The 23,883-nt window shown below is 71.8% G+C and carries 21 protein-coding genes and 1 pseudogene; 10 read left to right on the plus strand and 12 right to left on the minus strand.

The genetic code is table 11. The features are described from left to right. Positions 1-241 precede the first annotated feature (241 nt). The 3 genes from ACNF49_RS05255 to ACNF49_RS05265 all read right to left on the minus strand — a co-directional run bounded on the left by ACNF49_RS05255 (position 242) and on the right by ACNF49_RS05265 (position 5,575). The gene (locus tag ACNF49_RS05255; RefSeq protein WP_482942953.1) at positions 242-3,247 is read right to left on the minus strand and encodes an AfsR/SARP family transcriptional regulator; all 3,006 of its coding nucleotides are present in this window, start codon (positions 3,245-3,247) and stop codon (positions 242-244) included. A 255-nt stretch (positions 3,248-3,502) separates the two neighbouring features. Next, a complete protein-coding gene (locus tag ACNF49_RS05260) occupies positions 3,503-4,147 on the minus strand; it encodes a GNAT family N-acetyltransferase (protein ID WP_352318377.1) in 645 nt (214 codons plus the stop codon). A gap of 141 nt (positions 4,148-4,288) precedes the next feature. Further along, positions 4,289-5,575 carry a pyridoxal phosphate-dependent aminotransferase gene (locus ACNF49_RS05265; RefSeq protein WP_482942954.1) on the minus strand — a complete coding sequence of 429 codons (1,287 nt, stop codon included), beginning with the start codon at positions 5,573-5,575 and terminating at the stop codon, positions 4,289-4,291. 79 nt (positions 5,576-5,654) lie between these two features. On the opposite strand from ACNF49_RS05265, the gene ACNF49_RS05270 reads away from it, so the two are divergent. From ACNF49_RS05270 to ACNF49_RS05280, 3 genes are read left to right on the plus strand one after another with little or no spacing between them, the layout of a single operon-like run. Then, positions 5,655-6,590: a LysR family transcriptional regulator gene (locus tag ACNF49_RS05270; protein WP_357973829.1), complete on the plus strand. Its 936-nt coding sequence runs from the start codon at positions 5,655-5,657 to the stop codon at positions 6,588-6,590. A gap of 9 nt (positions 6,591-6,599) precedes the next feature. Beyond that, positions 6,600-7,271, plus strand: a complete 672-nt coding sequence (gene rnhB, locus ACNF49_RS05275) for a ribonuclease HII (RefSeq protein ID WP_357973826.1) — start codon at positions 6,600-6,602, stop codon at positions 7,269-7,271. A gap of 17 nt (positions 7,272-7,288) precedes the next feature. Further along, the gene (locus tag ACNF49_RS05280) at positions 7,289-8,269 is read left to right on the plus strand and encodes an LLM class flavin-dependent oxidoreductase (RefSeq protein WP_482942955.1); all 981 of its coding nucleotides are present in this window, start codon (positions 7,289-7,291) and stop codon (positions 8,267-8,269) included. Between the two features lie 55 nt (positions 8,270-8,324). On the opposite strand, the gene ACNF49_RS05285 is transcribed toward ACNF49_RS05280, so the two are convergent. From ACNF49_RS05285 to ACNF49_RS05295, 3 genes are all read right to left on the minus strand, one after another. Beyond that, the gene (locus tag ACNF49_RS05285; protein ID WP_125640462.1) at positions 8,325-8,711 is read right to left on the minus strand and encodes an SCO5389 family protein; all 387 of its coding nucleotides are present in this window, start codon (positions 8,709-8,711) and stop codon (positions 8,325-8,327) included. Between the two features lie 77 nt (positions 8,712-8,788). Further along, a complete protein-coding gene (locus ACNF49_RS05290; protein WP_357973820.1) occupies positions 8,789-9,718 on the minus strand; it encodes an ATP-binding protein in 930 nt (309 codons plus the stop codon). A 98-nt stretch (positions 9,719-9,816) separates the two neighbouring features. After that, complete coding sequence (locus ACNF49_RS05295; RefSeq protein WP_357973817.1) at positions 9,817-11,196, minus strand: LCP family protein; 1,380 nt, start codon at positions 11,194-11,196, stop codon at positions 9,817-9,819. A 127-nt stretch (positions 11,197-11,323) separates the two neighbouring features. Between ACNF49_RS05295 and ACNF49_RS05300 the strand changes: the two genes are divergently transcribed. Then, positions 11,324-12,052 (plus strand): class I SAM-dependent methyltransferase, encoded by a 729-nt coding sequence (locus ACNF49_RS05300; protein WP_482942956.1) that lies wholly within the window; start codon positions 11,324-11,326, stop codon positions 12,050-12,052. 41 nt (positions 12,053-12,093) lie between these two features. Further along, the gene (locus tag ACNF49_RS05305) at positions 12,094-13,524 is read left to right on the plus strand and encodes an MFS transporter (protein WP_357973811.1); all 1,431 of its coding nucleotides are present in this window, start codon (positions 12,094-12,096) and stop codon (positions 13,522-13,524) included. On the opposite strand, the gene ACNF49_RS05310 is transcribed toward ACNF49_RS05305, so the two are convergent. The 3 genes from ACNF49_RS05310 to ACNF49_RS05320 all read right to left on the minus strand — a co-directional run bounded on the left by ACNF49_RS05310 (position 13,502) and on the right by ACNF49_RS05320 (position 15,853). After that, positions 13,502-14,062: a thymidylate synthase family protein gene (locus tag ACNF49_RS05310; RefSeq protein ID WP_357973808.1), complete on the minus strand. Its 561-nt coding sequence runs from the start codon at positions 14,060-14,062 to the stop codon at positions 13,502-13,504. The genes ACNF49_RS05305 and ACNF49_RS05310 overlap by 23 nt on opposite strands. 48 nt (positions 14,063-14,110) lie before the next feature. Next, a complete protein-coding gene (locus ACNF49_RS05315; protein ID WP_482942958.1) occupies positions 14,111-14,785 on the minus strand; it encodes a hypothetical protein in 675 nt (224 codons plus the stop codon). An 84-nt stretch (positions 14,786-14,869) separates the two neighbouring features. Further along, the gene (locus tag ACNF49_RS05320) at positions 14,870-15,853 is read right to left on the minus strand and encodes a polyprenyl synthetase family protein (RefSeq protein WP_482942959.1); all 984 of its coding nucleotides are present in this window, start codon (positions 15,851-15,853) and stop codon (positions 14,870-14,872) included. Positions 15,854-15,977: 124 nt separating this feature from the next. Here ACNF49_RS05320 and ACNF49_RS05325 point away from each other — a divergent pair, with 124 nt between their 5' ends. Further along, positions 15,978-16,928: a serine hydrolase domain-containing protein gene (locus ACNF49_RS05325; protein WP_482942960.1), complete on the plus strand. Its 951-nt coding sequence runs from the start codon at positions 15,978-15,980 to the stop codon at positions 16,926-16,928. A gap of 5 nt (positions 16,929-16,933) precedes the next feature. Here ACNF49_RS05325 and ACNF49_RS05330 read toward each other — a convergent pair whose 3' ends face one another. Next, positions 16,934-17,887: a quinone oxidoreductase family protein gene (locus ACNF49_RS05330; protein ID WP_482942961.1), complete on the minus strand. Its 954-nt coding sequence runs from the start codon at positions 17,885-17,887 to the stop codon at positions 16,934-16,936. A gap of 84 nt (positions 17,888-17,971) precedes the next feature. Here ACNF49_RS05330 and ACNF49_RS05335 point away from each other — a divergent pair, with 84 nt between their 5' ends. Beyond that, complete coding sequence (locus ACNF49_RS05335) at positions 17,972-18,559, plus strand: TetR/AcrR family transcriptional regulator (protein ID WP_357973794.1); 588 nt, start codon at positions 17,972-17,974, stop codon at positions 18,557-18,559. 25 nt (positions 18,560-18,584) lie between these two features. Here ACNF49_RS05335 and ACNF49_RS05340 read toward each other — a convergent pair whose 3' ends face one another. After that, positions 18,585-19,454 carry a LysR family transcriptional regulator gene (locus ACNF49_RS05340; protein ID WP_357973791.1) on the minus strand — a complete coding sequence of 290 codons (870 nt, stop codon included), beginning with the start codon at positions 19,452-19,454 and terminating at the stop codon, positions 18,585-18,587. A gap of 71 nt (positions 19,455-19,525) precedes the next feature. On the opposite strand from ACNF49_RS05340, the gene ACNF49_RS05345 reads away from it, so the two are divergent. Beyond that, positions 19,526-20,404, plus strand: a complete 879-nt coding sequence (locus tag ACNF49_RS05345) for a 4-hydroxy-tetrahydrodipicolinate synthase family protein (RefSeq protein WP_482942962.1) — start codon at positions 19,526-19,528, stop codon at positions 20,402-20,404. On the opposite strand, the gene ACNF49_RS05350 is transcribed toward ACNF49_RS05345, so the two are convergent. Then, entirely contained in the window at positions 20,366-21,529 is a 1,164-nt protein-coding gene (locus tag ACNF49_RS05350) for an FAD-dependent oxidoreductase (protein ID WP_482942963.1), read from the minus strand. The genes ACNF49_RS05345 and ACNF49_RS05350 overlap by 39 nt on opposite strands. 84 nt (positions 21,530-21,613) lie before the next feature. Between ACNF49_RS05350 and ACNF49_RS05355 the strand changes: the two genes are divergently transcribed. Both ACNF49_RS05355 and ACNF49_RS05360 read left to right on the plus strand, forming a co-directional pair. After that, a complete protein-coding gene (locus ACNF49_RS05355; RefSeq protein ID WP_357973782.1) occupies positions 21,614-22,054 on the plus strand; it encodes a MarR family winged helix-turn-helix transcriptional regulator in 441 nt (146 codons plus the stop codon). Between the two features lie 166 nt (positions 22,055-22,220). Then, positions 22,221-23,878, plus strand: a pseudogene (locus ACNF49_RS05360) (ABC-F family ATP-binding cassette domain-containing protein). Positions 23,879-23,883: the final 5 nt, after the last annotated feature.

The following is a 23,883-nucleotide window of genomic DNA, read 5'->3' on the forward strand; positions in this document are numbered from 1 at the left end:
GACGTTGACCACGCGGGTGGAGGCTTCTGACCGAGACGCGGGCCTGGGGGGTTCGAAGGTCCGCGTCGAGTCCGGCCGGTCGTCTGTGTGAGGCGGCTAGCCGTCACGCGAAGCATCCGGATGACCGGGCCCCCTGGCGACGCGTGGCGGTCAGGATGACCGGCCGGGCTGCCATCGGCATTGACTAAGGACAGCCTTGATCAACCATGTGTGGATGACACGTCTGGACGACGAGCTGTACTCAGGACTCGACGACGGACCGTTCGACGGCGAAGCCGTCCAGCAGGAGCTTCAGGTCACCGGCCTCGGGGGCGCCCAGCCTGGTGAAGACGTCGTAGGCCTGCCTGAGGCAGTCGAGGCTCCGCGCGACGCTGCCCAGTCCGCGTAGCGCCCGGCCGAGCACGGTGAGCGACAGCGCCTCGCCGTAGGGGTGGCCGATCTCGCGGGAGACCATGAGTGCCTGCTCGGCGTGGCGTACGGCGTCGGGGTAGCGCCCGGCGGCGATGAACGTCTCGGCCAGCCGGGAGCACACGCGTTGCTCCCAGACCCGCTGCTTGCTGGAGCGGAAGAAGGCCAGGCACTCGGCGTGGTGGTGCACCGCCTCGGTGAGCCGGCCGACCCGGCTGAGCACGATGCCCAGGTGGTAGCGGGCGCGGGCGGTGCCGGCGCCGCTGCCGATCTCGGTGAAGATGGCCAGGCCCTTCTCCGCCGCGGCGATGGCGTCCTCGGCGTGGCCGAGGCCCAGGTGGTCGCGGGCCGAGTAGCTGAGCACCAGGGCCTCGCCGGCGGGGACGCCGTTCTCGCGGTAGTAGCGGGAGGCGGCGTCGAACAGGGTGAGGGCCTCGGTGTGGCGGCGCTGCCGGCCGACGACGACGGCCAGCGCGTTGAGCACCTCGCCGGTGACGATCTTCTCGTCGCGGGTGTCGGAGAGCTCGTAGACGCGGCGGAAGTGGGTCTCGGACTCCGAGAGCTGGTTGCCGGCGAACAGCACCCGGCCCAGCACGTACCGGGAGCGCAGCTCGCTCGCCTCGTCGGCGAGGCCCAGCGCGGCGGCGAGCACCGCGCGGGTGCCCTGGTCGAACTCGCGGGTGTGGGTACCGGCCTCCAGCAGCGGTTCCATGGCCACCAGCATGTCGGCGGCGGGCAGGAGCTGCTCGCCGGCGGTGGACGTGGTCGCGGCCTGGTTGATGGCCGCGAACAGCGAGTCGCCCTCGGAGATCAGCCAGGCCACGGCTTCGTCGACGGTGGTGAAGGTGAGCCCGCTGCCGACCACGGCCAGGTTGTCGGGGATCATGCTGCCCTCGTAGGCCAGCCGGTGGGCGGACCGGGACGAGGCCAGGTAGAAGCCGAGCAGCCGGCGCAGCGCCAGCGTCTTGTCCTCGGGACGCTCGGTCTTGTCCAGGACGCGCCTGGCGAACAGCCTGAGCAGGTCGTGGAAGCGGTAGCGGCCGGGCGCGGTGGCCTCCAGGAGGCTCATGTCGACCAGCGACTCCAGCAGCTCCTCGGCCTCGTACATGTTCATCGCCAGGACGGCCGCGGCGGCCCCGATCGAGATGTCGGGGCCCTTCGGCAGGGACAGCAGGCGGAAGGCGCGGGCCTGGGCGGGTTCGAGCTGGCCGTAGCCGAGGGCGAAGGTGGCCTCGACGGCCAGGTTGCCCACGCGCAGCTCGTCGAGGCGGCGCTGCTCGTCGGCCAGCCTGGGCACCAGCGAGGCGACCGTCCAGGAGGGGCGGGCGGCCAGCCGCGCGGCCACGATCCGGACGGCCAGCGGCAGGAAACCGCAGGCGGCGACCACGTCCATGGCGGCGCCGTGCTCGGCGGCCACCCGCTCGGGCCCGGCCACGGAGGAGAACAGCGACAGCGCCTCGTCCGGCTCCATGACGTCGAGGTCGATCAGCCGGGCCGCGGGCAGGTCGGCCAGCTTGGCCCGGCTGGTGACGATCGTGGCGCAGCCCGGCGAGCCCGGCAGCAGCGGGCTGACCTGGTCGGCGTCGCGGGCGTTGTCCAGCAGCACGAGGATGCGCCGGTCGGACAGCAGCGAGCGGTAGAGCGCCGAGCGTTCGGCCAGGCCGTCGGGGATGACGTCCGGCGGGATGCCGAGCGCGCGCAGGAAGCCGCCGAGCGCCGACTCGGGAGCGGTCACCTCGTCGCTGTGGCCGCGCAGGTCGGCGTAGAGCTGGCCGTCGGGGAACAGGTCGTCGGCCGCGTGCGCCACGTGGACGGCCAGCGTGGTCTTGCCGACGCCGCCGATGCCGCACAACGCCACCACCGGCACGCCCTCGGCCGACGACTGCGAGGACAGCAGGGTGTGGACGCGGACGGCCACCTCCTTGCGCCCGGTGAAGTCGTTGACCGCGGCCGGGAGCTGCGCCGGACGGGGCAGTTCGAGCGCGGGCGGCTCCTCCTCGGCCTCGGGCTCGCCGGCGGCCTGCTCGGCCGGGGCGGCGGGCGGCGGCACGTGGGTGAGCGCCGGGTCGGCGGCCAGGATGCGCTGGTGGAGCGCGGTCAGCTCGCTGCCGGGCTCGATGCCCAGCTCGTCGATCAGCGCCTCGCGGGTCTCGGTGAACACGTTGAGTGCGTCGCCCTGCCGTCCGCACCGGTAGTAGGCCAGCATGAGCTGGGCGCGCAGCCGTTCGCGCAGGGGGTGCTCGGCGGTGAGCGCGATCAGCTCGGACACGACCGCGGCGTGCTCGCCCAGCTCCAGGTCGAGGTCCATGAGCGACTCGATGACGCTGACGCGGCGTTCGGCCAGGCGGTCGCGCTGGTGCTCGGCGTACGGGCCGACGGCTCCGGCCAGCGGCTCGCCCTCGAACAGGGTCAGCGCGGCCCGCATGCCCTCGGCGGCGGCGGAGAGCCGGCCGGACTTGCGGGCGGCCTCGGCCTCGGCGATGCCGCGTTCGAAGCGGGTCAGGTCGAGCGCGTCGTCGGGCAGGCGCAGCGCGTAGCCCCGGCCGATGGAGGTCAGCAGCTCGGGACGGGAGCGGGCGGGCCGGTCGGGTTCGAGCACCGTGCGCAGGCGGGAGACGTACGTGCGCAGCGCGCCCAGGGCGCGGGGCGGCGCGTCCTCGCCCCACACGGCGTCGATCATCTCGGCGGGGGTGACCGCGCGGCCCTCCCGCAGGAGCAGCATGCCGAGGATCGAGCGTTGCAGCGGGGTGCCCAGGTCGAGTTCCTGCCCCTCGCGCCACGCGCGGACGGGACCGAGCACGGCGAACCACAGCCCGCCCTCAACGCTCTGACCAGCCATGCCGTCTGTCTCCTGGGCAATGGAACGATTTGTGACCAAATGATAGATCCAGTACCGCTTACCACCTAGAACTGGGCTGATCGCCGGAACGAACCGTTGATCCGCCTTTGATCAGGTGTTGACCGTGCCTCCGCATGCTGATGGCAGGCCGTACATGGCGCACCGACACGGGGGCGTGTCATGTAGAGCCGATGGGGACGCAGAAAAATACAGGCCCCGCCCGGAAAAGTATGGGCGGGGCCGTTGCCGATGTTCCTACGCTGCCTCTACCAGTCCGAGCCGCATGGCCAGCCGTTCTCGGACGAGCGGCCATTCGGAGTTCAGGATCGAGTAGAAGGCCGTATCTCGGACCGTGTTGTCGGCGCCTCGGCTATCCGCTCGCCGCACCCCGTCGAAGTGTGCGCCGAGGGCCTCGATGGCGGCCCGGGATCGGACGTTCCTGACATCTGCCTTGAGTGTGATGCGGTGGACGTTCCAGGTCTCGAAGGCGAGTGAGAGCATGAGGAACTTGCTCTCCCGGTTGACGCCGGTGCCCTGGGCGCAGGCGCCCAGCCAGGTGTAACCGATGTCCGCCACGGACGGGATGTCGCCCACCGCACCGCGTGTACCCGGAGGCCAGGGCATGGGGCCCTGCCAATACTCCAGGTGCATGAGACGGGTGGCACCGACCACGCGGTCGGTGTTCAGCCACCGGATGGCGAAGGGCAGCGTGCGGCCCTCCGCCTGCTCAGCCATGGCGGCCTCCACATAGGAGACCATCTCGTCCCGGCCGTCCGGGACGCGAGTGAAGGCGTAAGTGGAGCGGTCTTCACTCGCCGCGGCGACGAGATCGTCGATCACCGCGTGGCTGAGAGGTTCCAGGCGCACGGAGCGCCCGGACAAGGTGACAAGAGCGGGCATGAGCACATGATGAGGCTCGCGCGGCGCGCGCGTAACCAGGCTCTCGGAGCCATCTTTCCCGGGTTTCTGGATGTGCGGTGTTTCCGCAGGTCAGAGGGCTGATTTGGTAGGTGGTAAACCAGCTCTTGGGGAAAGATTCGCCTAACCGTGACATGGCGCCGGCACCAGCGCCGGGTGACGTTCACCCACGACGCCGTGACGGACCAGGGCGAGCTCCTTCAGGCCCATGGACAGATGGTTCAGATTTGCTGCGATCCATGGCAATTGAAGGGGATCGGTGCTGTTCAGGGCGGTAAGTCGCTCTTCGGGCGTGTCGCCGTAGAGCAGGCTCACCGCCACGCGTACCCGGGCGGCCGACGGGTCGTCGCCGAAGGCGTGTCCGGGAAGGACGCCGATGCCGTGCTCGTCCAGCAGGATCCGGGTGATCTCGGCGGAGCCGCCGAGCCTGAGGTGGCTAAGGTCGGGATAGAGGTAGAAGCCTCCCTGAGGTCGCGGCACCGAGGCGCCGATCTCCGTGAAGCGCTCGTGGACGGCCCGCGCCACGATGCCGTGCAACCTCCGGCTGCCGGCGACCCGGTCGGTCAGCTCGCGCGGCTCGTCGAAGGCGTAGGACGCGGCCTCCTGGACGGGCGCGGCCGGCGCCGACCAGATCTCGCTGGCCACCGCCAGCAGCCGGGTACGCAGCCCGTGCGCGCCCTCCGGCAGCCGGGCCACGCCGATCCGCCATCCGCCGAGCGCCAGGCTCTTGCTGAGCCCGGTGGTGATGATCGTGCGCTCGGGCGCGAGGTCGGCCGGCGAGGTGTAGCCGGCCGACTCGTCGTGGACCAGGTCGCGGTAGATCTCGTCGGAGATCACGATCAGGTCCAGCTCGCGCGCCACGGCCGCCAGGCGGGCGACGGTCTCCGGCGTGGCCAGCCGGCCGGTCGGGTTGTCGGGCAGCGTGACCAGCAGGGAGCTGACCGTCCTGCCCTCCGAACGGGCCCGGCGGACCGCCGCGACGACCAGGTCGGGGTCGGGCACCCCGCCCTCTCCTGGCGGTGCGGGCACCAGGATCGGACGGGAGCCCACCAGATCGGCCTGCGCGGCGTAGCTGACCCAGCTCGGCATGGGCAGGACGATGTCGCCGCCGATCGCCAGGAGCAGGCCGTACAGCAGCGACTTGCTGCCAGGTCCGCAGACGACCAGCTCGGGGTCGGTCAGGAGCCCCCGTCGTGTCCAGTAGCCCGCTGCCGCGGCCCGGAGCCCGGACGCGCCCGCGACCGGCCCGTAGCCGTTGCGCTCGGAAGCGGCGGCCAGCTTGTCGCGCAGCGCCGGGTGCACGGGCAGACCGGCCTCGCCGAAGGCCAGGTGCAGCACGCGTTCCCCGGCGCGCCGTCTTCGTTCGATGTCTTCGTTCGCCGCCAAGGTGGCGGACAAGGTCACGGTCATGTTTGTCACGTTCCCAGGGTGGTTGTATGAAGGCATCAGTACAAGCGAGGCTTTTTGTGGGTAGGCGTAAGGAAGTCTGATGCTCGAATTCCGGCGTTTGGCGCTGATCTGTGAGTTCGCTCGCCGGGGCAGCATCGCGGCCGCCGCCGAGTCACTGGGCTACAGCCCCTCGGCCGTCTCCCAGCAGCTCGCGGCGCTCGAACGGGAGACCGGCACCGCGCTGATCGACAGAACCGCGCGCAGCGCGGAGCTGACCGACGCCGGACGCCGGCTCGTCCAGCACGCCGAACGCATCCTGTCAATGGTCGAGGAGGCCGAGTCCGACCTCTCCGCCCATGCGGGCACCCCTTCGGGGCGCGTCGTCGTCACCGCCTTCCCCACAGCGGCCGTGGCATTCGCGCCGGCGCTCGCCCGTTCGCTGCGCCGCCACACCGAGCTGACGCTCCGCCTGGGCCAGAGCAGGTCGGGACGGGGCATGCGGGAGGTCCAGTCGGGCGAGGTGGACATCGCCCTCGTCGACGACTGGTACGGCTCGGTCCGCGAGAGCGAGAGCCTGCGGGTCTTCCCCCTGCTGCGCGACCCCATCGTGCTCGTCGTGCCGCGCAGGCACCGGCTGGCCGACCCCGGAGTGCCGCTCGACCTGCGCGAGCTGCGCGACGAGCCGTGGATGGCCACCCCCGACGGCGAGCCCTCGCGCCTGGCCGTCGACCGGCTGTTCGTGGACGTCGGCGGCACCCGGCCGACGCCCTGGGAGTTCGAAGGTCTCGGGACGATCCTCTCCCTCGTCGCCAAGGGCATCGGCATCGCGGCGGTGCCCGCGCTCGCGCTGGCCGCCGGGGTGCGCGGGTTGTCGGTCAGGGAGTTCCCCGGCAACCCGGTCGGCCGTGACGTGCACGCGGTCGCCCGCAGGTCCAGCGTGCACCGGCCGTCGGTGTCGGTGACGTTGCGGGCGATCCACGTGGCCGCCCGGTACATCGCCGGCGATCTGGAGCCGGTGACCCCGGCCGAGCGGTAGCGTCTGCCCATGGCGCCGACGTACGAGATCGAGCAGCTCCTGCTGTCCATGCCGAGCACCCGCACGGTCGCGGGCGTCGACGAGGTGGGCAGGGGCGCGTGGGCGGGGCCGGTGACGGTCTGCGCCGTCGTGACCGACCTGTCCGCGCCGCCGCCCGGCCTGACCGACTCCAAGCAGGTCTCGGCCGCCAAACGTGGCCCGCTCGCCGACCAGCTGACCGCGTGGGCGGCCGGCATCGGGTTCGGCGAGGCCGACCACGCCGAGATCGACGCCGTCGGCATGACCGAGGCGCTGCGCAGGGCCGCCCGCCGGGCGCTCGAAGCCCTGCCGGTGCGCCCCGACGCCGTGATCCTCGACGGCAAGCACGACTACATCGGCGCCCCCTGGCCGGTCCGCCTGGAGATCAAGGGCGACGCGGCCAGCGTCTCGGTCGCCGCGGCCTCGGTCCTCGCCAAGGTGCGGCGGGATGCCTACATGGGGACGATCGGGCATGACGAGTACGGCTTCGCGGAGAACGCCGGATACCCCTCGCCCGCGCACCAGGAAGCCCTGGCCCGGCTCGGCCCCACACCGCACCACCGGCTCTCCTGGTCCTACCTGGACGACCTGCCGCAATGGCGGCATCTGAAGCAGGTCAGGGATCCGCTCGTGGGTGAAGGGCAGGCCGCGCTGTTCGGCTGAGCCGTAGGATCGGGGGAGTGCGGATCGGGATCTTCGTCATCGCGGCCTGCTTTCCCGGCCAGGACCCGGGGCAGGTCCTGCGGAACTCGGTGGAGCTGATCGAGGCCGCCGAGGCGGCCGGGTTTCACGACGCCTGGATCGCCGAGCACCACTTCATGTCCTACGGCGTGTGCCCGTCGGCCGTCACGCTGGCCGCCGTGGCGGCGGGGCGGACCAGCCGGATCGGGCTCGGCACGGCGGTGAGCGTGCTGTCCTCGCAGCATCCCGTGGCACTGGCCGAGCAGGCGGCCATGCTCCACCACCTGTCGGGCGGGCGGTTCACGCCCGGCGTCGGCAGGGGCGGCCCGTGGGTCGACCTGGAGGTGTTCGGCACCGGGCTCGACCGGTTCGAGCGGGGGTTCGCCGAGTCGCTCGACCTGCTGGTCGAGGCCCTGTCCGAGGGGCCGGTGGCGGCCGCGGGGGAGTTCTTCCGGTTCAGGGAGGTCGCCCTGGTGCCGGGGGCCCGGCTGCGGCCCGTGGTGGCGTGCACGTCGGGCTCGACGGTGGCGGTGGCGGCCGAGCGCGGGCTGCCGATGTTGCTCGGCATGCACATCGGCGACCGGGACAAGGCCCTGCTGGTCGCCGAGCACGTGGCGGGCGGCGGGAGCCCGGCGGGGCACATGGCGGCCGGGGTGGCCCACGTGGCCGACTCCACCGAGGCGGCCGTCCGGGAGCTGAAGGAGTCGATGCCCGCGTGGCTGGGCCCCGGGCTGGCCGGCTACGTGCCGGTGGACGGCCGGCCGCGCCCCTCGCGGGACGTCACCGCCTACGTCGACCTGCTGACGCGCATCCATCCGGTGGGCTCGCCCGCCCACTGTGCCGAGGTGCTGCTGCGCACGGCCGACAGCACCGGGATCGAGCACGTGATCCTGACCGTGGAGGGCATCGGCGACCACCGGCGGGCCCTGGAGGACGTGCGCCGCATCGGCGCGGAGGTCCTGCCCCTGCTGCGGAGCTGAGGCCGCGGAGACGAGGCCGGGGGGCGAGCCGGGACGGCCCGGCTCGCCCGTGGGTTCAGCAGTCGACCAGCTCCGGTTTCTGGTTGAGGATCTGGGCCCGCGGGGTGACGAACTCGTCGAGGGCCTTGGTGGCCGACGGGTCGAAGACGGCGACCCGGTGGCAGTTCTGGAAGGCCAGCCGTACGCCGAAGTGGCGTTCGAGCGCGCCGCGCATCGCGTCGCTCGCCAGACACCGCAGGAGCTGGCCGCGGGCCTCCTCGGACGGCGGTGGCACCTGGTTGTCGGCGAACTCGGCTCCGCTCTGCGCGCGCTCGGTGACCAGCTCACTGATCAGCGACCACGCGTAGGGGAGTGAGTCGCGGACGCAGGCGACGAACGCGGCGTCGTCCACGTCTCCGGCTCGGGCCTGGTCCAGCAGATCGTTCGGGACGGTCAGCGACATGCTGTCTCCTCTCGAAGGGGATCGAATCTGACGTTATGTGGGAGAAGGGGGTAGCTCCAGATGCCTGGAGGTGCGGTTTAGGGGCCGTAGACGAAGTCAGGATCGATCTGCTCGGCCAGGTCGGCTCCCGTGCGGGCGTTGGCCCATGCGCGGGCGTTGCGCAGGTGGAACTCCGCGGTCTGGCGGCCGAAGCGCGGCCAGTCCTTCTCCTGCGCGTCGAGGGTCTTGCGCAGGACGGCGAGCGCGTCGGTGTTGGCCGGCTCCAGATCGTCGAGCGTGAAGTGGCGGCCCTGCTCCATGGCGCGCACCGCCGAGGAGTGCTCCATCCAGGTCAGCAGGTCGTCGCCCACGTGCGCGCGGAGGAACTCCACGTCGGACGGGCCGTGGACCTTGTTGCCGATCACGGCGAGCGCGACGTCGTACTTGGCGGCGTGGTCGCGGTACTGCTGGTAGACGCTCACGCCCTGCCTGGTCGGCTCGGCGACGAGGAAGGTCAGGTCGAACCGGGTGAACAGCCCCGAGGCGAAGGAGTCGGAGCCGGCGGTCATGTCGACCACGACGTATTCGCCCTGGCCGTCGACCAGGTGGTTGAGCAGCAGCTCCACCGCCCCGACCTTCGAGTGGTAGCAGGCCACGCCGAGGTCGTCGTCGTTGAACGGGCCCGTGGCCAGCAGGCGCAGGCCATGAGGGGTGGTCACGGCGTAGTCGAGCGCGGCCAGGTCGTCGAAGCGCAGCAGGCGCGAGCCGCGGCCCGGCGGGGTGGTCTTGACCATGGTCTCGGCCGAGGCGATGCGCGGGTTGTCGCCGCGCAGCAGGTCTTTGATCTCGGTGAGGTGGGCCCCGAGCGGCTCGGGCTGGGCGTCGAGGCCGAGCACCAGGGCCAGGTGCTGATTGATGTCGGCGTCCATGACGACCACCGGGTCGCCCTGGGCCGCCACGTGCCGCGCGAACAGCGCCGAGATCGTCGTCTTCCCGCTGCCGCCCTTGCCGACGAATGCCACTCTCACGTGCGCTCCTGAAATGACGATGAAAATCGTTTCCGTTGGGCCCGCGCACCATCATGCCACACTCCGTACTCGGGTGATGGCTGTCGGAAAGGTGAGGTTCAGCCGCAGGCGGCGTCCAGGTTGACCGGGGTCTCCGGGTTCTGGGTCGGGGCGGCGGAGTGGTGCGCGCTCGCCGACCGGTTGGCGGGGCGCTCGTCCAGGGTCTCGGAGACCTTGCGCCGGATCAGGTACCAGTCGGGCGTGACTGTGCTGATCAGCGGCGGGACGAAGCTGAGGCTCCGGATCCTGGTGTCCTTCACCTTGTCCGACAGCTCGATCAGGGCGGGCAGCAGGTCCTGGGGCACGTCGCTGGAGATGGCCCGCTTGGTGGCCGCGGCCAGCTTCTCGAAGCTCTTGAGCACGGTCATCGGATCGGCCTGCTTGGCGACCGCGTTGAGCAGGCACTTCTGGCGGCCCATGCGCACGTAGTCGTCGCTGTCGGTGCGGGACCGGCCGTACCAGAGGGCCTCCTCGCCCGACAGTTTGCGGGTGCCCGCGGGCAGCAGGCCCTCGCGGTACTTGCCGTACACGATGGGGTCCTTGACGGTGACCCGGACGCCGCCCATCGCGTCGATGATCTCGGCGAAGCCCTTCATGTCGACCATGGCGTAGTAGGTGACCGGGATGCCGAGGATGTCGCTGACGGTGCGCTTGAGCAGCGACGGGCCGCGCTTGCCCTTGGACACGCCGGGGACCATCTCCGGGTGGTCCTCGGCGTACTGGAAGATCTCGTTGAGCAGGCCGGGGGTGCTGGGGCCGTCGCCGGTGAAGCCGAAGGGGAAGCGGCTCCTGGCCGGGCCGTGCGGGAGCTGGACCCTCTGCAGGTTGCGCGGCAGGCCGAACAGGGTGGTGGCGCCGGTCTCGGTGTCCACGCTGGCCACGGTCATGCTGTCGGTGCGCACGCCGGGCCGGCCGGGGGCGGCGTCCGCGCCGATCAGCAGGAAGTTGACGCGCTCCGCGCCGTTCCACGGGTCCTGGGCGACGACGGGGGCGCTGCTGGTGGTGGTGGCGAAGACGTGGCTGACGACGTCGCGGGACAGGTAGGCCATGCGGGTGGCGTACGCGGTGGGCGCCAGGACGAGCGCGCAGAGGGCGGCCGCGAGCGTGGTGGTCAGGAAACGTCCGGCGGTGTCGGAGGACTCGGGACGGACCAGCAGGAACGACCGGATGATCACGGCGGTCCAGGCGAGCGCGATCCCGACCAACGCCACGGTGAGCACCGTGAGCCAGCCGGGCTGGACCGCCAGCGACAGCAGGCGGGTGCTGAACGCCGTGAACACCGTCAGGACGCCGCCCAGCATCAGCACGTAGGCTGCCATGAGGGCGATGCCCATCCGGTGACGGTGGGTGGCCAGGTGCGCCACCCCCCAGAGCGCGGCCGACGCGACCGTCAGCGCGATGCTCGCTCCTAGGCCGAATTCGCGTTGTTTCCCTGTCATGCCTGGTCAAACCCCCAATGCCAGCCCATCCAAGTCACCATAGTTATTGCGTTGCGGGCCAATTGAGGGTGAAGGGGAAGTGTTTGCTCAATTCCCGGTCAAGACCCACTTGAGATATAACGTGAGAGTGAGCACTCGACACGGTAGCTACGGATTCGACGCGCCGTGGGCCCTCGGCGGACTGCTCTTCGGGGCGATCGTCCTGCTGGCTCTCGCGGCGGTCTCCTTCATGCTGGACATCCCCGCCGCCGGGATCGCCTTCGCCTTCGGCGGGCTCTACACGCTGGCCAGCGCGGCCAGCTACCTCTACACCACGCGCCGGGGCAAGTTCGCCGTCTGGGCCGAGCTGCTGGAGCCGCTCGAAGGCGATGAACGGGTGCTCGACCTCGGCTGCGGGCGCGGCGCGGTGCTGCTGACCGCCGCCGCCCGGCTCCCCTCCGGACGGGCTGCCGGCGTCGACCTGTGGAGCTCGAAGGACCAGTCGGGCAACGCCGCGGCCGTCACCCTGGCCAACGCCGCGGCCGAAGGCGTCGCCGACCGGGTCGACCTGGTCACGGGCGACATGCGCGACCTGCCGTTCGAGGACGGCGCGTTCGACGTCATCGTGTCGAGCCTGGCGATCCACAACGTCCCCTCCGCCGAGGGCCGCGAGCGAGCGGTCAGGGAGGCCCATCGCGTGCTGCGGCCCGGCGGGCTCATGCTGATCGCGGACTTCCGGTACGCGCCCGACTACGAGGACGTCCTGCGCGACCTGGGCGTGATCGACATCCGCCGGCGCGACCTCGGCGCCCGCCTTTGGTACGGCGGCCCCTGGTTCGGCACCACCCTGGTCGAGGCCAGAAAACCTGCCTTGTAGGGAACGTTTGCCGTCCGTTTACCGGGTACCCAGATGCCCTTATGAGCGACGTGGAAACCGGCACGGTAACTACCAAGGTGCCCGCACGGCTGGACCGGCTGCCGTGGTCCCGCTGGCACTGGATGATCGTCATCGGTCTCGGCACGGTATGGGTGCTCGACGGGTTAGAGGTCACCATCGTCGGAAACCTGTCCGGGCAGCTCGCCAAGCCCGGCAGCGGCCTGGACATCACCCAGGCGCAGGTGGCCGGCCTCGCCGCGGCCCTCTACGTGGCCGGGGCCTGCGTGGGGGCGCTGTTCTTCGGCTGGCTGACCGACAGGTTCGGCAGGAAGAAGCTGTTCCTGCTGACGCTCGTGGTCTACCTCGCGGCGACGCTGATGACCGCCCTGTCCTTCGACGCCTGGTGGTTCTTCCTGTTCCGCTTCATGACCGGTTTCGGCATCGGCGGCGAGTACGCGGCCATCAACTCGGCGATCGACGAGCTGATCCCGAGCCGGCACCGGGGACGCATCGACATCATCATCAACGGCAGCTACTGGCTCGGCGCGGCGGGCGGCGCCCTGCTGACCGTGCCGCTGCTGAACGACCTGCCGGTCAACATCGGCTGGCGGGTGGCGTTCGGGCTGGGCGTGGTGCTCGGCCTGGCCATCCTCCTGGTCCGCAGGAACGTCCCGGAGAGCCCGCGCTGGCTGTTCATCCACGGCCGGGACCGCGAGGCCGAGCAGATCGTGGACGACATCGAACGCCAGATCGGCCGGGACCTGCCCGAGCCGCGCCAGTCGATGACCATCCACCAGCGTAAGTCGATCGGCTTCCTGAAGATCGCGCACACGATGGTCGCGCTCTACCCCAAGCGCACGGTCCTCGGGTTGTCGCTCTTCATCGGCCAGGCGTTCCTCTACAACGCGATCACCTTCGGGTACGCCCAGATCCTGACCACGTTCTTCAAGATCGACTCGCACACGGGCTACTACTTCGCGATCATCGCGGTCGGCAACTTCCTCGGCCCGCTGCTGCTCGGCAGGCTCTTCGACACCGTCGGCCGGGTGCCCATGATCTCGGCGACCTACATCGGCTCCGGGGTGCTGCTGCTCGGCACCGCCTGGCTGTTCAACCAGGGCGCGCTGACCGCGATGACGCTGACCCTCTGCTGGTCGGTGGTGCTCTTCGTGGCCTCGGCGGGGGCCAGCGCGGCGTACCTGACGGTGAGCGAGATCTTCCCCATGGAGACCAGAGCGATGGCGATCGCGTTCTTCTTCGCCATCGGCACGGCCGCCGGCGGCATCGCCGGGCCGCTCGTGTTCGCCTCGCTGGTCGAGAGCGGCGCGCCGGGCGACACGGCGCTGGCGTTCTCGATCGGCGCGATCGTGATGATCGTCGCGGGGCTGGTCGAGCTGGCCTTCGGGGTCAAGGCCGAGCGCAAGGGCCTGGAGGAGATCGCCGCGCCGCTCACCGCCGCGCGGGCCGCATGACGCGCAGCACCTGGGTGCTGTCGGCCAGGTACAGGTGCGGCACGTCCACGAACACCCGCATCGGCCCGCGGTCCAGTTCCAGGTCGCGGGCCATGGTCGCGTGCACCTCGGCGAGCGGCAGGTAGTTGAGGTAGCTGGTGAAGGCGTTCTGGGAGCGGAAGGTCGCGGTCATGGCGAGCGCGCCGTCCCGGATCCGGAACGCCACGCCGATCAGGCAGGGCACCGCGTCGTACGGCTCGCCGGGGATGGTCAGCGAGATCCACGCGCTCTTGCTGTACGGCTTGACCCGCAGCAGGTCGGCGGCCCAGGTGAGCTGCCCCCTGATCCGGGCGCCGTAGCTGTACTTGAACGGCGGGACGATCACGTCCTCGCTGAACTTCCTGCTGTACAGGGCCAGCCGCTCCGTGTCGCCGTACCGTGCGATGATCGGGTCGTCGCCCCTTACCTCGGCGATCTCGAACAGCACGGACGGGGCCTCGATCACGGGGCCGCGGTCGTCGTCGGCGAGCGTGCCCGCCGTCCAGACATGTCGCATCATCCACATCCACGCCTCCCCACATGACGCCCATAACGCAGGGCCGGGCATTCAGGTCTCCTGATCCGGGAACTCGTAAGGGTCGCGCGGGAGCCGGCGCCGCCTGGTCACGTTGCAGCGCACGTAGTAGACGGCGTAGTGGACCAGCGTGACGAGGAGGATGCCGAAGGCGAGCAGGGGCAGGTTGGGCGCCTGCCCGCACAGGCCCGTGAGGCCCACCGTCAGGTAGGTCGAGTTCGCCAGCGCCAGCGTCGTCACGTTGATCCCGGGCCAGGCCAGTGGCGCGTACGTCTCCGGGAAGCGGGGGTCGATCGGCAGGTTCGGGCTCCAGCCGAGCCGGTCCTTGAGCCTGGAGGCGTACAGCAGGCGGAAGTTGTTGATCGCGCGGGCCGTCCTGGCGTGCGCGCCGACCGCCTCGATCAGCCGCAGGAACGGCAGCACACTGAGCACCCCGAACGCCGTGACCAGGGCGAACAGGTACCACGGCACGCGCTGCCACTCCGTGAGGCTCTGCGGGTCCACCACCTTGGCGCTGGTCAGGGCGATGGCCGCCAGGAACGGCCCCGACAACAGGCTCATGGCGAGCCTGGTCATCTTCAGTCGTTCTTCCTTCGCGGCCAGGTGGACCGCGTAGATGCCGGTGAAGTCCACGGCGGCGAGCTGGAGGAAGTGACTGGCCTCAAGCCCGTCGTCCCGGATCATCATGCGAGGGGGGATCTTTCGCATGTGCGCTCCTGTAGTGCGTGACTCCAGTATTAGCGCGATTCGCCGGGTTGTGGGAGCGATTCCTACCAATTGTTCCAACAAATCTCAACTGACGCCCGTCAACTGCGACGACACCTCCGCGACGTGGTCGATGTAGGCCGTCGGGAGGCCGTACAGGAGGGTCGCGATCTCCCTGTCGTGGATCACCGGCAGGGCGGCCAGGGCGTCCGAGGCCAGGCCGCGGCAGAACTCCAGCGTGTTGGCCACCAGGTCGCCCGCGCGCAGCCGGCGCAGCGCCTCGTCCACCTGTTCGTCGCTCATGTCGCGGCCGAGCAGGTCGCCGAGGTCGGTGCCCGACAGGAGCAGCGGCAGGCTGTAGACGCCCTGCCGCAGGTCGTTGCCGGCCGGCTTGCCGAGCTGGGCGCTGGAGGCGGTCAGGTCGAGCAGGTCGTCCAGCACCTGGAAGATCAGCCCGAACTTCTCGCCGTACGCCGACACGCGCGCCCGGTCCTCGGCGGAGGCCCGCGCGCAGACGGCCGCCACCAGGCAGCCGGCCCGGAACAGCGCGGCGGTCTTGCCGGTGATCGAACGCAGCGCGCTCTCCCTGGTCCTGGCCGGGTTGAACAGGTCGCTCGTCTCCAGGTACTGGCCCTCGGCCAGCTCCACCACGGTGGCCGCGAGCACCTCGGCGACCGGCCTGGACACTGCGGTGATGGCCGCCAGACCCGCCCTGGCCAGCATGAAGTCGCCGATCACCAGGGCCTTGCCCTCGCCCAGCTCGGCGTTGAGCGTACGGGTGCCGCGCCGCTCGGTCGCCCGGTCCATGAGGTCGTCGTGCACGAGCGAGCCGGCGTGGATCAGTTCGACGCACGCGGCGGCCGTGATCACCCGGCGGTCGGGGGCCTTGCCGAGGGCGAGCGAGGTCGCCAGCGTCAGCGCCGGACGCAACCGTTTGCCTCCGGCGCTGACGATCCGCCCGGCGCCCGCGTTGATCCCCGGCAGCGCGGACGAGCCGCTGAGCCGCCTGATCCTGGCCTCGACCCTGCGCAGACCTTGGCTGACGGCGGGGCTGTTCACGAGTTGCTCCATGGGACCAAGCCTGCTCCCGCGCCGCTGTGCCGCTCCTGAGAGACGCTGAGGACGTTCTCAGCCCTTGACCCTGACATCGTGTGGGCCGGTACGACAGGATGTCCCCCGGGCTTAGGAGGTCATCATGGGAATGGCGGAGCGGGTCGAGGCGGTACTGAACGCCGGCACGGCACCCAATCTGCACGCGGTCGTGGTCATGCGAGGCGGCGAGGTCGTCGTCGAGCACTACGGCGCGGGCGTCGACCAGCGGATCACCGAGGAGCCCCGGCACGTCGTGTTCGACCGCGACACGCCGCACGACGTGCGGTCGGTCACCAAGAGCGTGGTCGCGCTGCTGTACGGCGTGGCCCTGCGCGACGGGCTGGTGCCGCCGCCGGACGCGAGGCTGGTGGAGCAGTTCCCCGAATATCCGGACCTGGTGGCCGATCCGGGCCGGGCGCACCTCACCGTCGGGCACGCGCTCACCATGACGCTCGGGATCGACTGGAACGAGGACCTGCCGTACACGAGCCCGGCCAACAGCGAGATCGCGATGGAGCTCGCTCCTGACCGGTACCGGTTCGTCCTGGAGCGTCCCGTGGTCGAGGAGGCCGGGAAGCGGTGGCGGTACTGCGGCGGCGCCTCGGCCCTGCTCGGCGGGCTCATCGAGCGGGGCGCCGGCGTACCGCTGGCGGAGTACGCCGCGAAGGCGCTGTTCGAGCCGCTCGGGATCACCCGGACCGAGTGGGTCAAGGGCACGGACGGCGTGGCGATGGCCGCGGCCGGGCTGCGGCTGCGGCCCCTCGACCTGGCCGCGCTCGGGCGGCTGGTGCTCGGCGGCGGGCTGGGCATCGTCCCCGAGCAGTGGGTGCGCGAGATGACGCGGCCCCGCGTCGTCATCGACGGCGACTTCCGCTACGGCTACCAGTGGTACGTGAACACCGGCGACCGGCCGTGGACCGAGGCCATCGGGAACGGCGGCCAGCGGCTGCTCGTGCTGGCCGGCGAGGAGCTGGTCGTCGCGGTGACGGCCGGCGACTACAACGCGGAGCAGGTCAGCGCCACGGCCGTGCTGAACGCCGTCCTCGACCGCTGAGCCGCTCAGGGGACCAGCAGGACGCGGCCCGTGACCGCGCGCGACTCCAGGAGGCGGTGGGCCTCGGCCGCCTCGGCCAGCGGCAGGGTCTCGTGGACGACGGCCCGGCTGCGTCCTGAGCCGAGCCGGGCCAGCATCTCGGGATAGTGCGTGCCGAACACCTGGCCGGCCCAGCCGGGGCCGCTGCAGCCGATGACGGTCACGCCCCGGTCCATCAGGTCGGCGGCCGTGACGGCGGCGGGCTCGCCGCTCAGCATGCCGTAGAACAACATCCGCCCGGTGCCGGGCACGAGCCGGTCGAGCACCCGCCGGGCCGACGCGCCGCCGATCGACTCGAAGGCCACGTCGATGTCCGGCAGCGCGTCCGGCCAGCCCGGGTCGCCGTGGTCCAGGGCCTGGTCGGCGCCGAGATCGAGGGCCCGCTGCCGCTTGGCCGGCGAGCCCGCGGTGGCGATCACCCGGGCCGCCCCGAACTCCTTGGCGTGCGCCACCACGTAGCCGCCGACCGCGCTGGTGCCCGCCTCGACCAGCACGGTCTCCTCGCCGCCGAGCCGCGCCCGGTGCAGCAGGGCGAGGGCGATCGCGCCGGGCGCGGCCCCGGCCAGGGCCTCCAGGGGCGTCACGGCCTCGGGTACGGGGCAGGTCATGGCGGCGGGCATGGCCACGTACTCGGCGTAGGCGCCGAGGCCGCCGGTCACCCCCACGCGTACGGTGCCGAGCAGGTCGCCGTCCACGCCCTCGCCCGTCTCGACGACCTCGCCGACCGCCTCCGCGCCGAGCACGACGGGCAGCGGCAGCGGGAACGGCAGCGCGCCCGAGCGGATCTGCGTCTCGGCGTAGCCGACGCCGATCGCCTGCGCGCGGACGAGGACCTGGCCCGCCTCGGGGCGCGGTCGGGGCAGGTCCACCGGCCGCAGGGTGTCGGGGCCGCCGGTCGCGTCGAGCTGGATGGCACGCATGGTTGTTCCCGTCTGTATCTGAACCGTTGGTCCAGTTAATATATGAACCGCTGGTCAAGTTTGTCCATGGGCAACAATGACCGGATGGAACGTCAAGAGCGGGCCGACGCCGCGCGCAACAGGCGGGCGATCCTGCGGGCGGCGGAGGAACTGCTGCGCCGCCACCCGCCCGACCAGGTCTCCGTCGAGCGTGTGGCGGTGGCCGCCGGCGTGGGCAAGGGCACGGTGTTCCACCGGTTCGGCAGCCGTACGGGGCTGATGCGGGAGCTCATGAGCGAGCGGGCCCGCGAGTTGGACAAGGCGGTGGCCGAGGGCCCGCCGCCGCTCGGCCCCGGAGCGCCGCCCGTCGAGCGGCTGGTCGCCTTCCTGGGCGCGGTGGCCGAGCTGGCGGCGCGCAACGGCAACCTGGTGGCGGCGCACGAGCACGCGGTCGCGACCAGCAGATCCGAACCCCGCGAGACCAACCCGATCTACGCCGGCTGGCACCGGCACGTCACCGCGCTGATCACCGAGGGGCGGCCCGACGTGGACGCGGACGAGATCGCGCACCTGCTGCTCGGATCCCTGCACATGGAGCCGATCGCGAGCCGGTTGCGGGCGGGGGACAGCGCGCGGCTCGCTCGCAGCTTCGCCGCCCTCGCCGAGGGCCTGCTCGGCAGGCCCGCCCCTTAGCCCGGAGGACCGGCGGGTACGGACGTCAGAGGGGGAGGGTGGTGGCGGCCGTGTGGAAGGCGGCGACGGCCGCGCGGACCGCCGGGTGGTCGCCGTAGCCGCGGCGGAAGGCGGCCCGCGTGCGGCGGCTCAGGGGCAGGCGGGTCAGCGAGACGCCGTCCGGCGGGGTCAGCGCCGCCAGCCTGGGCACGAGCGCGACGCCCTGACCCGCGGCGGCGAAGGCGAGCACGGTGTCGAAGTCGTCGATGTGGTGCCGGACCCGAGGCTCGAACCCGGCCGCCTGGCAGGCCCTGATCGCCATGGTGTGGCAGAGCGTGCCCGGCTTGCTCATGATCCACGGGTCGTCGCGGGCGTCGAGGACGCGGGCGCGGTCGGTCAGGTACATCGGCTCGGTGAACAGCGGCTCGGTCTCGATGGAGGCGTCGGTGACCGGGGGCACGAAGTCGTACTCGTGCACGAGGGCGACGTCGAGCTCGCCCGCCCGCAGCGCCGCCGAGACGTCGGCGGGGTCGATCTCGGCCACCATCGGCTCGAGCCCCGGACAGTCCGCGGCCAGGCGGGCGAGCGCGGGCGGCAGCAGCACGCGGGTGGCCGTCGGGAACGCGCCGATCCGCAGGGGCCCCGACGGCCCGCCCCGGGCGGCGGCGAGCGCGGCCGAGGCGCGTTCGAGCTGCTCCAGGACGGCCTGCGCGTGCTCGACCAGCAGCAGCCCGGCCGGGGTGAGCGTGACCGTGCGCCCGGTGCGTTCCAGCAGCGGCACGCCCGCCTCCCGTTCCAGGGCGCTGAGCTGCTGCGAGACCGCCGAAGGGGTGAACGTGACCGCCTCGGCCACGGCGGTGATCGTGCCGCGCCTGGCCAGCTCGCGGAGCAGGTGGAGCTTGCGAGGGTCGAGCATAAGTCCATCTTAAGCTTGAACGAAGAAATCCGAACTGGACCTAACAGGTCTGCGGGCGGCAGGCTCGAAGCATGCTGAGAGGAATCCACGTACCGCTGGTCACGCCGTTCACGTCGTCGGGGGAGGTGGCCGCCGACGCGGTCGAGAAGCTCGCCCGGCAGATGCTGGACGAGGGCGCGGCCGGTCTGGTGGCGCTGGGGACGACGGCCGAGGTGGCCGCCCTCGACCCCGAGGAGCGGGCCCTGGTGGTCGAGACCTGCGTACGCGTGTGCGCGGAGCGCCGGGCGCTGCTGACCGTCGGCGTGACCGGGAACGACACCCGCACGACCGCCGCGGCGCTGCGCGAGCTGCCCGCCGGGGTGGACGCGGCCCTGGTGACCGTGCCGTACTTCCTGCGGCCCGGCGAGCGCGGCGTGATCGCGCACTTCGAGGCGCTGGCCGAGGCGTCACCGGTGCCGCTGGTGATCTACCACATCCCCTACCGGACCGGGCAGGCCGTGGGCGCCGCGACGCTGCGGGCGATCGGGGAGCATCCGAACGTCGCGGGCGTCAAGTACGCCGCCGGCGGCATCGACCAGGACACGGTGGACCTGCTCGCGGACCTGCCCGACGGCTTCGAGGTGCTGGGCGGCGACGACGCGTTCGTCTCGCCGCTGCTCGCGCTCGGCGCCTCCGGCGGCATCCTGGCCTCGGCGCACGTGCTGACCAGGAGCTTCGTCGAGCTGGTCGACGCCTGGCTGGCCGGTGACGTGGCCACCGCGCGCCCGCTCGGGCACCGGCTGGCCCTGGTCTCCCGCGCGCTCTTCGCCGAGCCCAACCCGACCGTGATCAAGGGCGTCCTGCACGCCAGGGGCCTGATCCCGACGCCGGACGTGCGGCTGCCGCTGCTGCCCGCCTCCGCCGCCGCGGTGTCACAGGCCGACCTGGTGGCGGTACATCCAGGCCAGTGACTCCTGGCTCGCGCTCCGCTTCAGGAACATCGGCAGCATCAGGTCGCGGAAGACCCGGGCGACCGGGCCCGCGGCCTTGCTGTTGCTGATCGTCCTGGAGTAGGCCACCACCCGCTCGACCCTGGGCCGCCGCTCGGCCTCGAACCGCTCGAACGCCGCGCGATGACCCTTAGCCTCGCGCAGGCACCTGGCCAGCACGACCGCGTCCTCGACGGCCAGCGAGGCGCCCTGGCCGGAGCTGGGCGAGGTGGCGTGGGCGGCGTCCCCGGTGAGCAGGACACGGCCCCGGTGCCAGACGGGCACCGGCGGCAGGTCGTACACCGGCAGCGCCGGGCCCACGGGGCCGCGGCGGACGAGGTCGGCCGACGGGTTCGCGTCCCCCTCGAACGCCGCCGCCAGGACGGGCCGCCAGTCCGCGGGCACGTCGCCGAACCGCCTGGGCAGGTTCGCGAACCACCACGTGTCGCCCGACTCGGTCACCGTGCAGCCGAAGAAGGCCCGCTTGCCGAAGACCATGTTGTAGACCCCGGGCTCGCCGCCGAACCCGTCGAAGCCGTCGTTTCCGGTGTTCCTGACGATGCCGCCGAAGCTGTACAGGCCGCTGTAGCGCGGGCCGGGCGCGCCGGGGTCGAGCAGTGAACGGGTGCGCGAGTGCACGCCGTCGCAGGCGATCAGCAGGTCGCCGGTGGCCGAGGTGCCGTCCTCGAAGGTCGCCACGACCTGGTCGCCGGTGTCGTCGTAGGAGACCAGGCGCCTGCCGTACGCGATGGGGACGCCGCGCCGGGCGGCCTCGTCGCGCAGGGTGCCGTAGAGGTCGGAGCGGAGCACGGTGTGGCTGACCGTGCCGTCGTCGAGGCGCAGGCCGTTGGCCACCTCGCCGAGGCGCTTGCCGGTGCCGCTCCACATGACCATGCGCGGCGTGGGGATGGCCGACGACAGCACTTCGCGGTGGACGCCGAGCACGCGCAGGGCGGCCAGGCCGTTGGAGGCGAGGTTGAGGAACGAGCCGACGTTCTCGGCGCCCCGCGGGTACGCCTCGTGGATCTCGGCGTCGATGCCGGCCGCCTGCAGGGCCATCGCCGTGACGGGCCCGCCGATCCCGCAGCCTATGATCAGAGCCTTCATGCTGGTATCCTTTCGTTCGGCCGAACGAAATATATGAGCAGAGGTGGCGGGATGTCCAGGGATATTTCGGAGCATCGAAAGAAATTGTTGGACGAACTGGTCGAGGCAGGCCGGGAGAGCAGCAACGCCGCGGTCATGTACCACAGCGCCATGGGCGAGCGGCTGGGCCTGGGGATGACCGAGGAGAAGACCCTCGACCTGCTCCAACGCCACGGGCCGCTGACCGCGGGGGAGCTGTCCCAGCACACGGGCCTCGCCCCGGCCTCCGTCAGCGGGCTGATCGACCGGCTGGAGGCCAAATGGCTGGTCCGCAGGGTGCGCGACACCAAAGACCGGCGCCGGGTCATCGTGGAGATCAACTGGGAGCGGCTGGCCGGTTTCGGCGAGCTGTTCGAGCCGTTCGTGGCCGCGATGTCCGGCCTGTACGACCGCTACACCGACGACGAGCTGGCCCTGATCGTCGACTTCCTCCGGCGCTCCACGGCCCTGCAGCGGGCGGCCACCACCGAGCTGCGCGCCGAATAGCCGAATAAGGGGCTGTACATAAGTCCGCTTATGGGCTATTGTGTCCGCCGATATGGGTTACTGCTTCCTGTGATTCTCACGCCCGAGGCGCACTTGCGTTGAGCCGACCGCTCCGCCGCGCCTCGTACCGGTCATATCCGCGTTGAGACAAGGAGGTGGAGCCTCTATGCGTACCGCTGCCCAATTGGCGCTGAACGAGATCACCAAGCGTTACGACACCCGGATCGTCCTGGACCGTGTGTCGCTCACCGTCCGGCCCGGCGAGAAGGCCGGGGTCATCGGCGACAACGGCTCGGGCAAGTCCACGCTGCTCAGGCTCATGGCGGGCGTCGAGCGTCCGGACAACGGCGAGCTGACCGTGGTCGCGCCCGGCGGCGTGGCGCACCTGCCGCAGTCGCTGGAGCTGCCGCCGCACGCCACCGTGGCCGACGTCGTCGATCTGGCCCTGGCCGAGCTGCGCGAGATCGAGGCGCGCATGCGCGCGCTCGCCGGCACCGACCTGGACGCCTACGCCGCCGCCGTCGCCGAGTTCGAGGCGCGCGGCGGCTACGAGGCCGACACCCGGGTGGACGTCGCGCTGCACGGCCTGGGCCTGCCCGGCCTGGACCGGGACCGCCCGGTCGCGACGATGTCGGGCGGCGAGCGGTCCAGGCTCGCCCTGGCCGCGACGCTGGCCGCCGCGCCCGAGCTGCTGCTGCTCGACGAGCCGACCAACGACCTGGACGACCAGGCCGTCGCCTGGCTCGAACAGCACCTGCGCGAGCACCGCGGCACGGTCGTCGCGATCAGCCACGACCGCGCGTTCCTCGACCGGGTCACCACGGTGATCCTGGAGGTCTCAGACGGGCGGGTGCGCCGCTACGGCGACGGCTATTCGGGCTACCTCGCGGCCAAGGCCGCCGAACGGGCCGCGCATGTGCGGGCCCACGAGGAGTGGCGGTCCGAGCTGGCCCGGCACGCCGGGCTGGTGGCGGCCAACGCGGGGCGGCTGGCGGCCGTCCCGCGCGTGATGGCGAAGGCCGGGATGGGCACCGGCGCGTGGCGGGCGCGGTCGCGTACGCACGGCGCCGCCGGGCGCGTCCGGCAGTCGCACGCGCGGATGCGATGGCTCGAAGAGCACCCGGTCCCGCCGCCTCCCGTGCCGCTCCGCTTCACCGCCACCATCACACCCCCGCCGCCGCCCGCCGACGTGCACCTGCCGGAACAGCTCCGGGACGACGTGTGCGGGTCGGGGCAGCGGTCCATGGTGGTCGTGCTCGACGGGGTGCGGGTGTCGGGGCGGCTGCGGATCGACGGGCTCGCCGTACGGCGGGGGAGCGGCTGCTCGTCACCGGGCCGAACGGCGCGGGCAAGACCACGCTCATGCGGGTGCTCGCCGGCGAGCTGCGTCCCGACGCGGGGACCGTACGCCGGACCGGGCGGGCCGGTCTGCTCCGCCAGGAGGAACGGGCGGCCCGGCTGGACCGTACCGTCCTCGCGGCCTTCGCCGAGGGACGGCCGGGCAGCCCCGACGAGCACGCCGACCGGCTGCTCGGCCTGGGCCTGTTCCGGCCGGACGACCTGCGGCGGCGGCTGGCCGACCTCTCGTTCGGGCAGCGCCGCCGGGTCGAGCTGGCCCGCCTGGTCACCGACCCGGTGGACCTGCTGCTGCTCGACGAGCCGACCAACCATCTGTCGCCGATGCTGGTGGAGCAGCTAGAGGAGGCGCTGGCCCACTATGAGGGGGCGCTGGTGGTCGTCACCCACGACCGCCGCCTGCGCGCCGCCTTCACCGGCACCCACCTGGAGCTCGCACCCGCCCCCCTCACCGGCCGGGGCCGCTGACGGCC

This window comes from Actinomadura sp. ATCC 39365 (assembly GCF_054392275.1).

Excerpts from the sequence above, each read along its gene's own strand:
- ACNF49_RS05255 (WP_482942953.1), bottom strand. The coding sequence starts at position 3,247 with ATGGCTGGTCAGAGCGTTGAGGGCGGGCTGTGGTTCGCCGTGCTCGGT.
- ACNF49_RS05260 (WP_352318377.1), bottom strand. The coding sequence starts at position 4,147 with ATGCCCGCTCTTGTCACCTTGTCCGGGCGCTCCGTGCGCCTGGAACCT.
- ACNF49_RS05265 (WP_482942954.1), bottom strand. The coding sequence starts at position 5,575 with ATGACCGTGACCTTGTCCGCCACCTTGGCGGCGAACGAAGACATCGAA.
- ACNF49_RS05270 (WP_357973829.1), top strand. The coding sequence starts at position 5,655 with ATGCTCGAATTCCGGCGTTTGGCGCTGATCTGTGAGTTCGCTCGCCGG.
- rnhB (WP_357973826.1), top strand. The coding sequence starts at position 6,600 with ATGGCGCCGACGTACGAGATCGAGCAGCTCCTGCTGTCCATGCCGAGC.
- ACNF49_RS05285 (WP_125640462.1), bottom strand. The coding sequence starts at position 8,711 with ATGTCGCTGACCGTCCCGAACGATCTGCTGGACCAGGCCCGAGCCGGA.
- ACNF49_RS05295 (WP_357973817.1), bottom strand. The coding sequence starts at position 11,196 with ATGACAGGGAAACAACGCGAATTCGGCCTAGGAGCGAGCATCGCGCTG.
- ACNF49_RS05305 (WP_357973811.1), top strand. The coding sequence starts at position 12,094 with ATGAGCGACGTGGAAACCGGCACGGTAACTACCAAGGTGCCCGCACGG.
- ACNF49_RS05310 (WP_357973808.1), bottom strand. The coding sequence starts at position 14,062 with ATGATGCGACATGTCTGGACGGCGGGCACGCTCGCCGACGACGACCGC.
- ACNF49_RS05315 (WP_482942958.1), bottom strand. The coding sequence starts at position 14,785 with ATGCGAAAGATCCCCCCTCGCATGATGATCCGGGACGACGGGCTTGAG.
- ACNF49_RS05320 (WP_482942959.1), bottom strand. The coding sequence starts at position 15,853 with ATGGAGCAACTCGTGAACAGCCCCGCCGTCAGCCAAGGTCTGCGCAGG.
- ACNF49_RS05325 (WP_482942960.1), top strand. The coding sequence starts at position 15,978 with ATGGGAATGGCGGAGCGGGTCGAGGCGGTACTGAACGCCGGCACGGCA.
- ACNF49_RS05330 (WP_482942961.1), bottom strand. The coding sequence starts at position 17,887 with ATGCGTGCCATCCAGCTCGACGCGACCGGCGGCCCCGACACCCTGCGG.
- ACNF49_RS05335 (WP_357973794.1), top strand. The coding sequence starts at position 17,972 with ATGGAACGTCAAGAGCGGGCCGACGCCGCGCGCAACAGGCGGGCGATC.
- ACNF49_RS05340 (WP_357973791.1), bottom strand. The coding sequence starts at position 19,454 with ATGCTCGACCCTCGCAAGCTCCACCTGCTCCGCGAGCTGGCCAGGCGC.
- ACNF49_RS05345 (WP_482942962.1), top strand. The coding sequence starts at position 19,526 with ATGCTGAGAGGAATCCACGTACCGCTGGTCACGCCGTTCACGTCGTCG.
- ACNF49_RS05350 (WP_482942963.1), bottom strand. The coding sequence starts at position 21,529 with ATGAAGGCTCTGATCATAGGCTGCGGGATCGGCGGGCCCGTCACGGCG.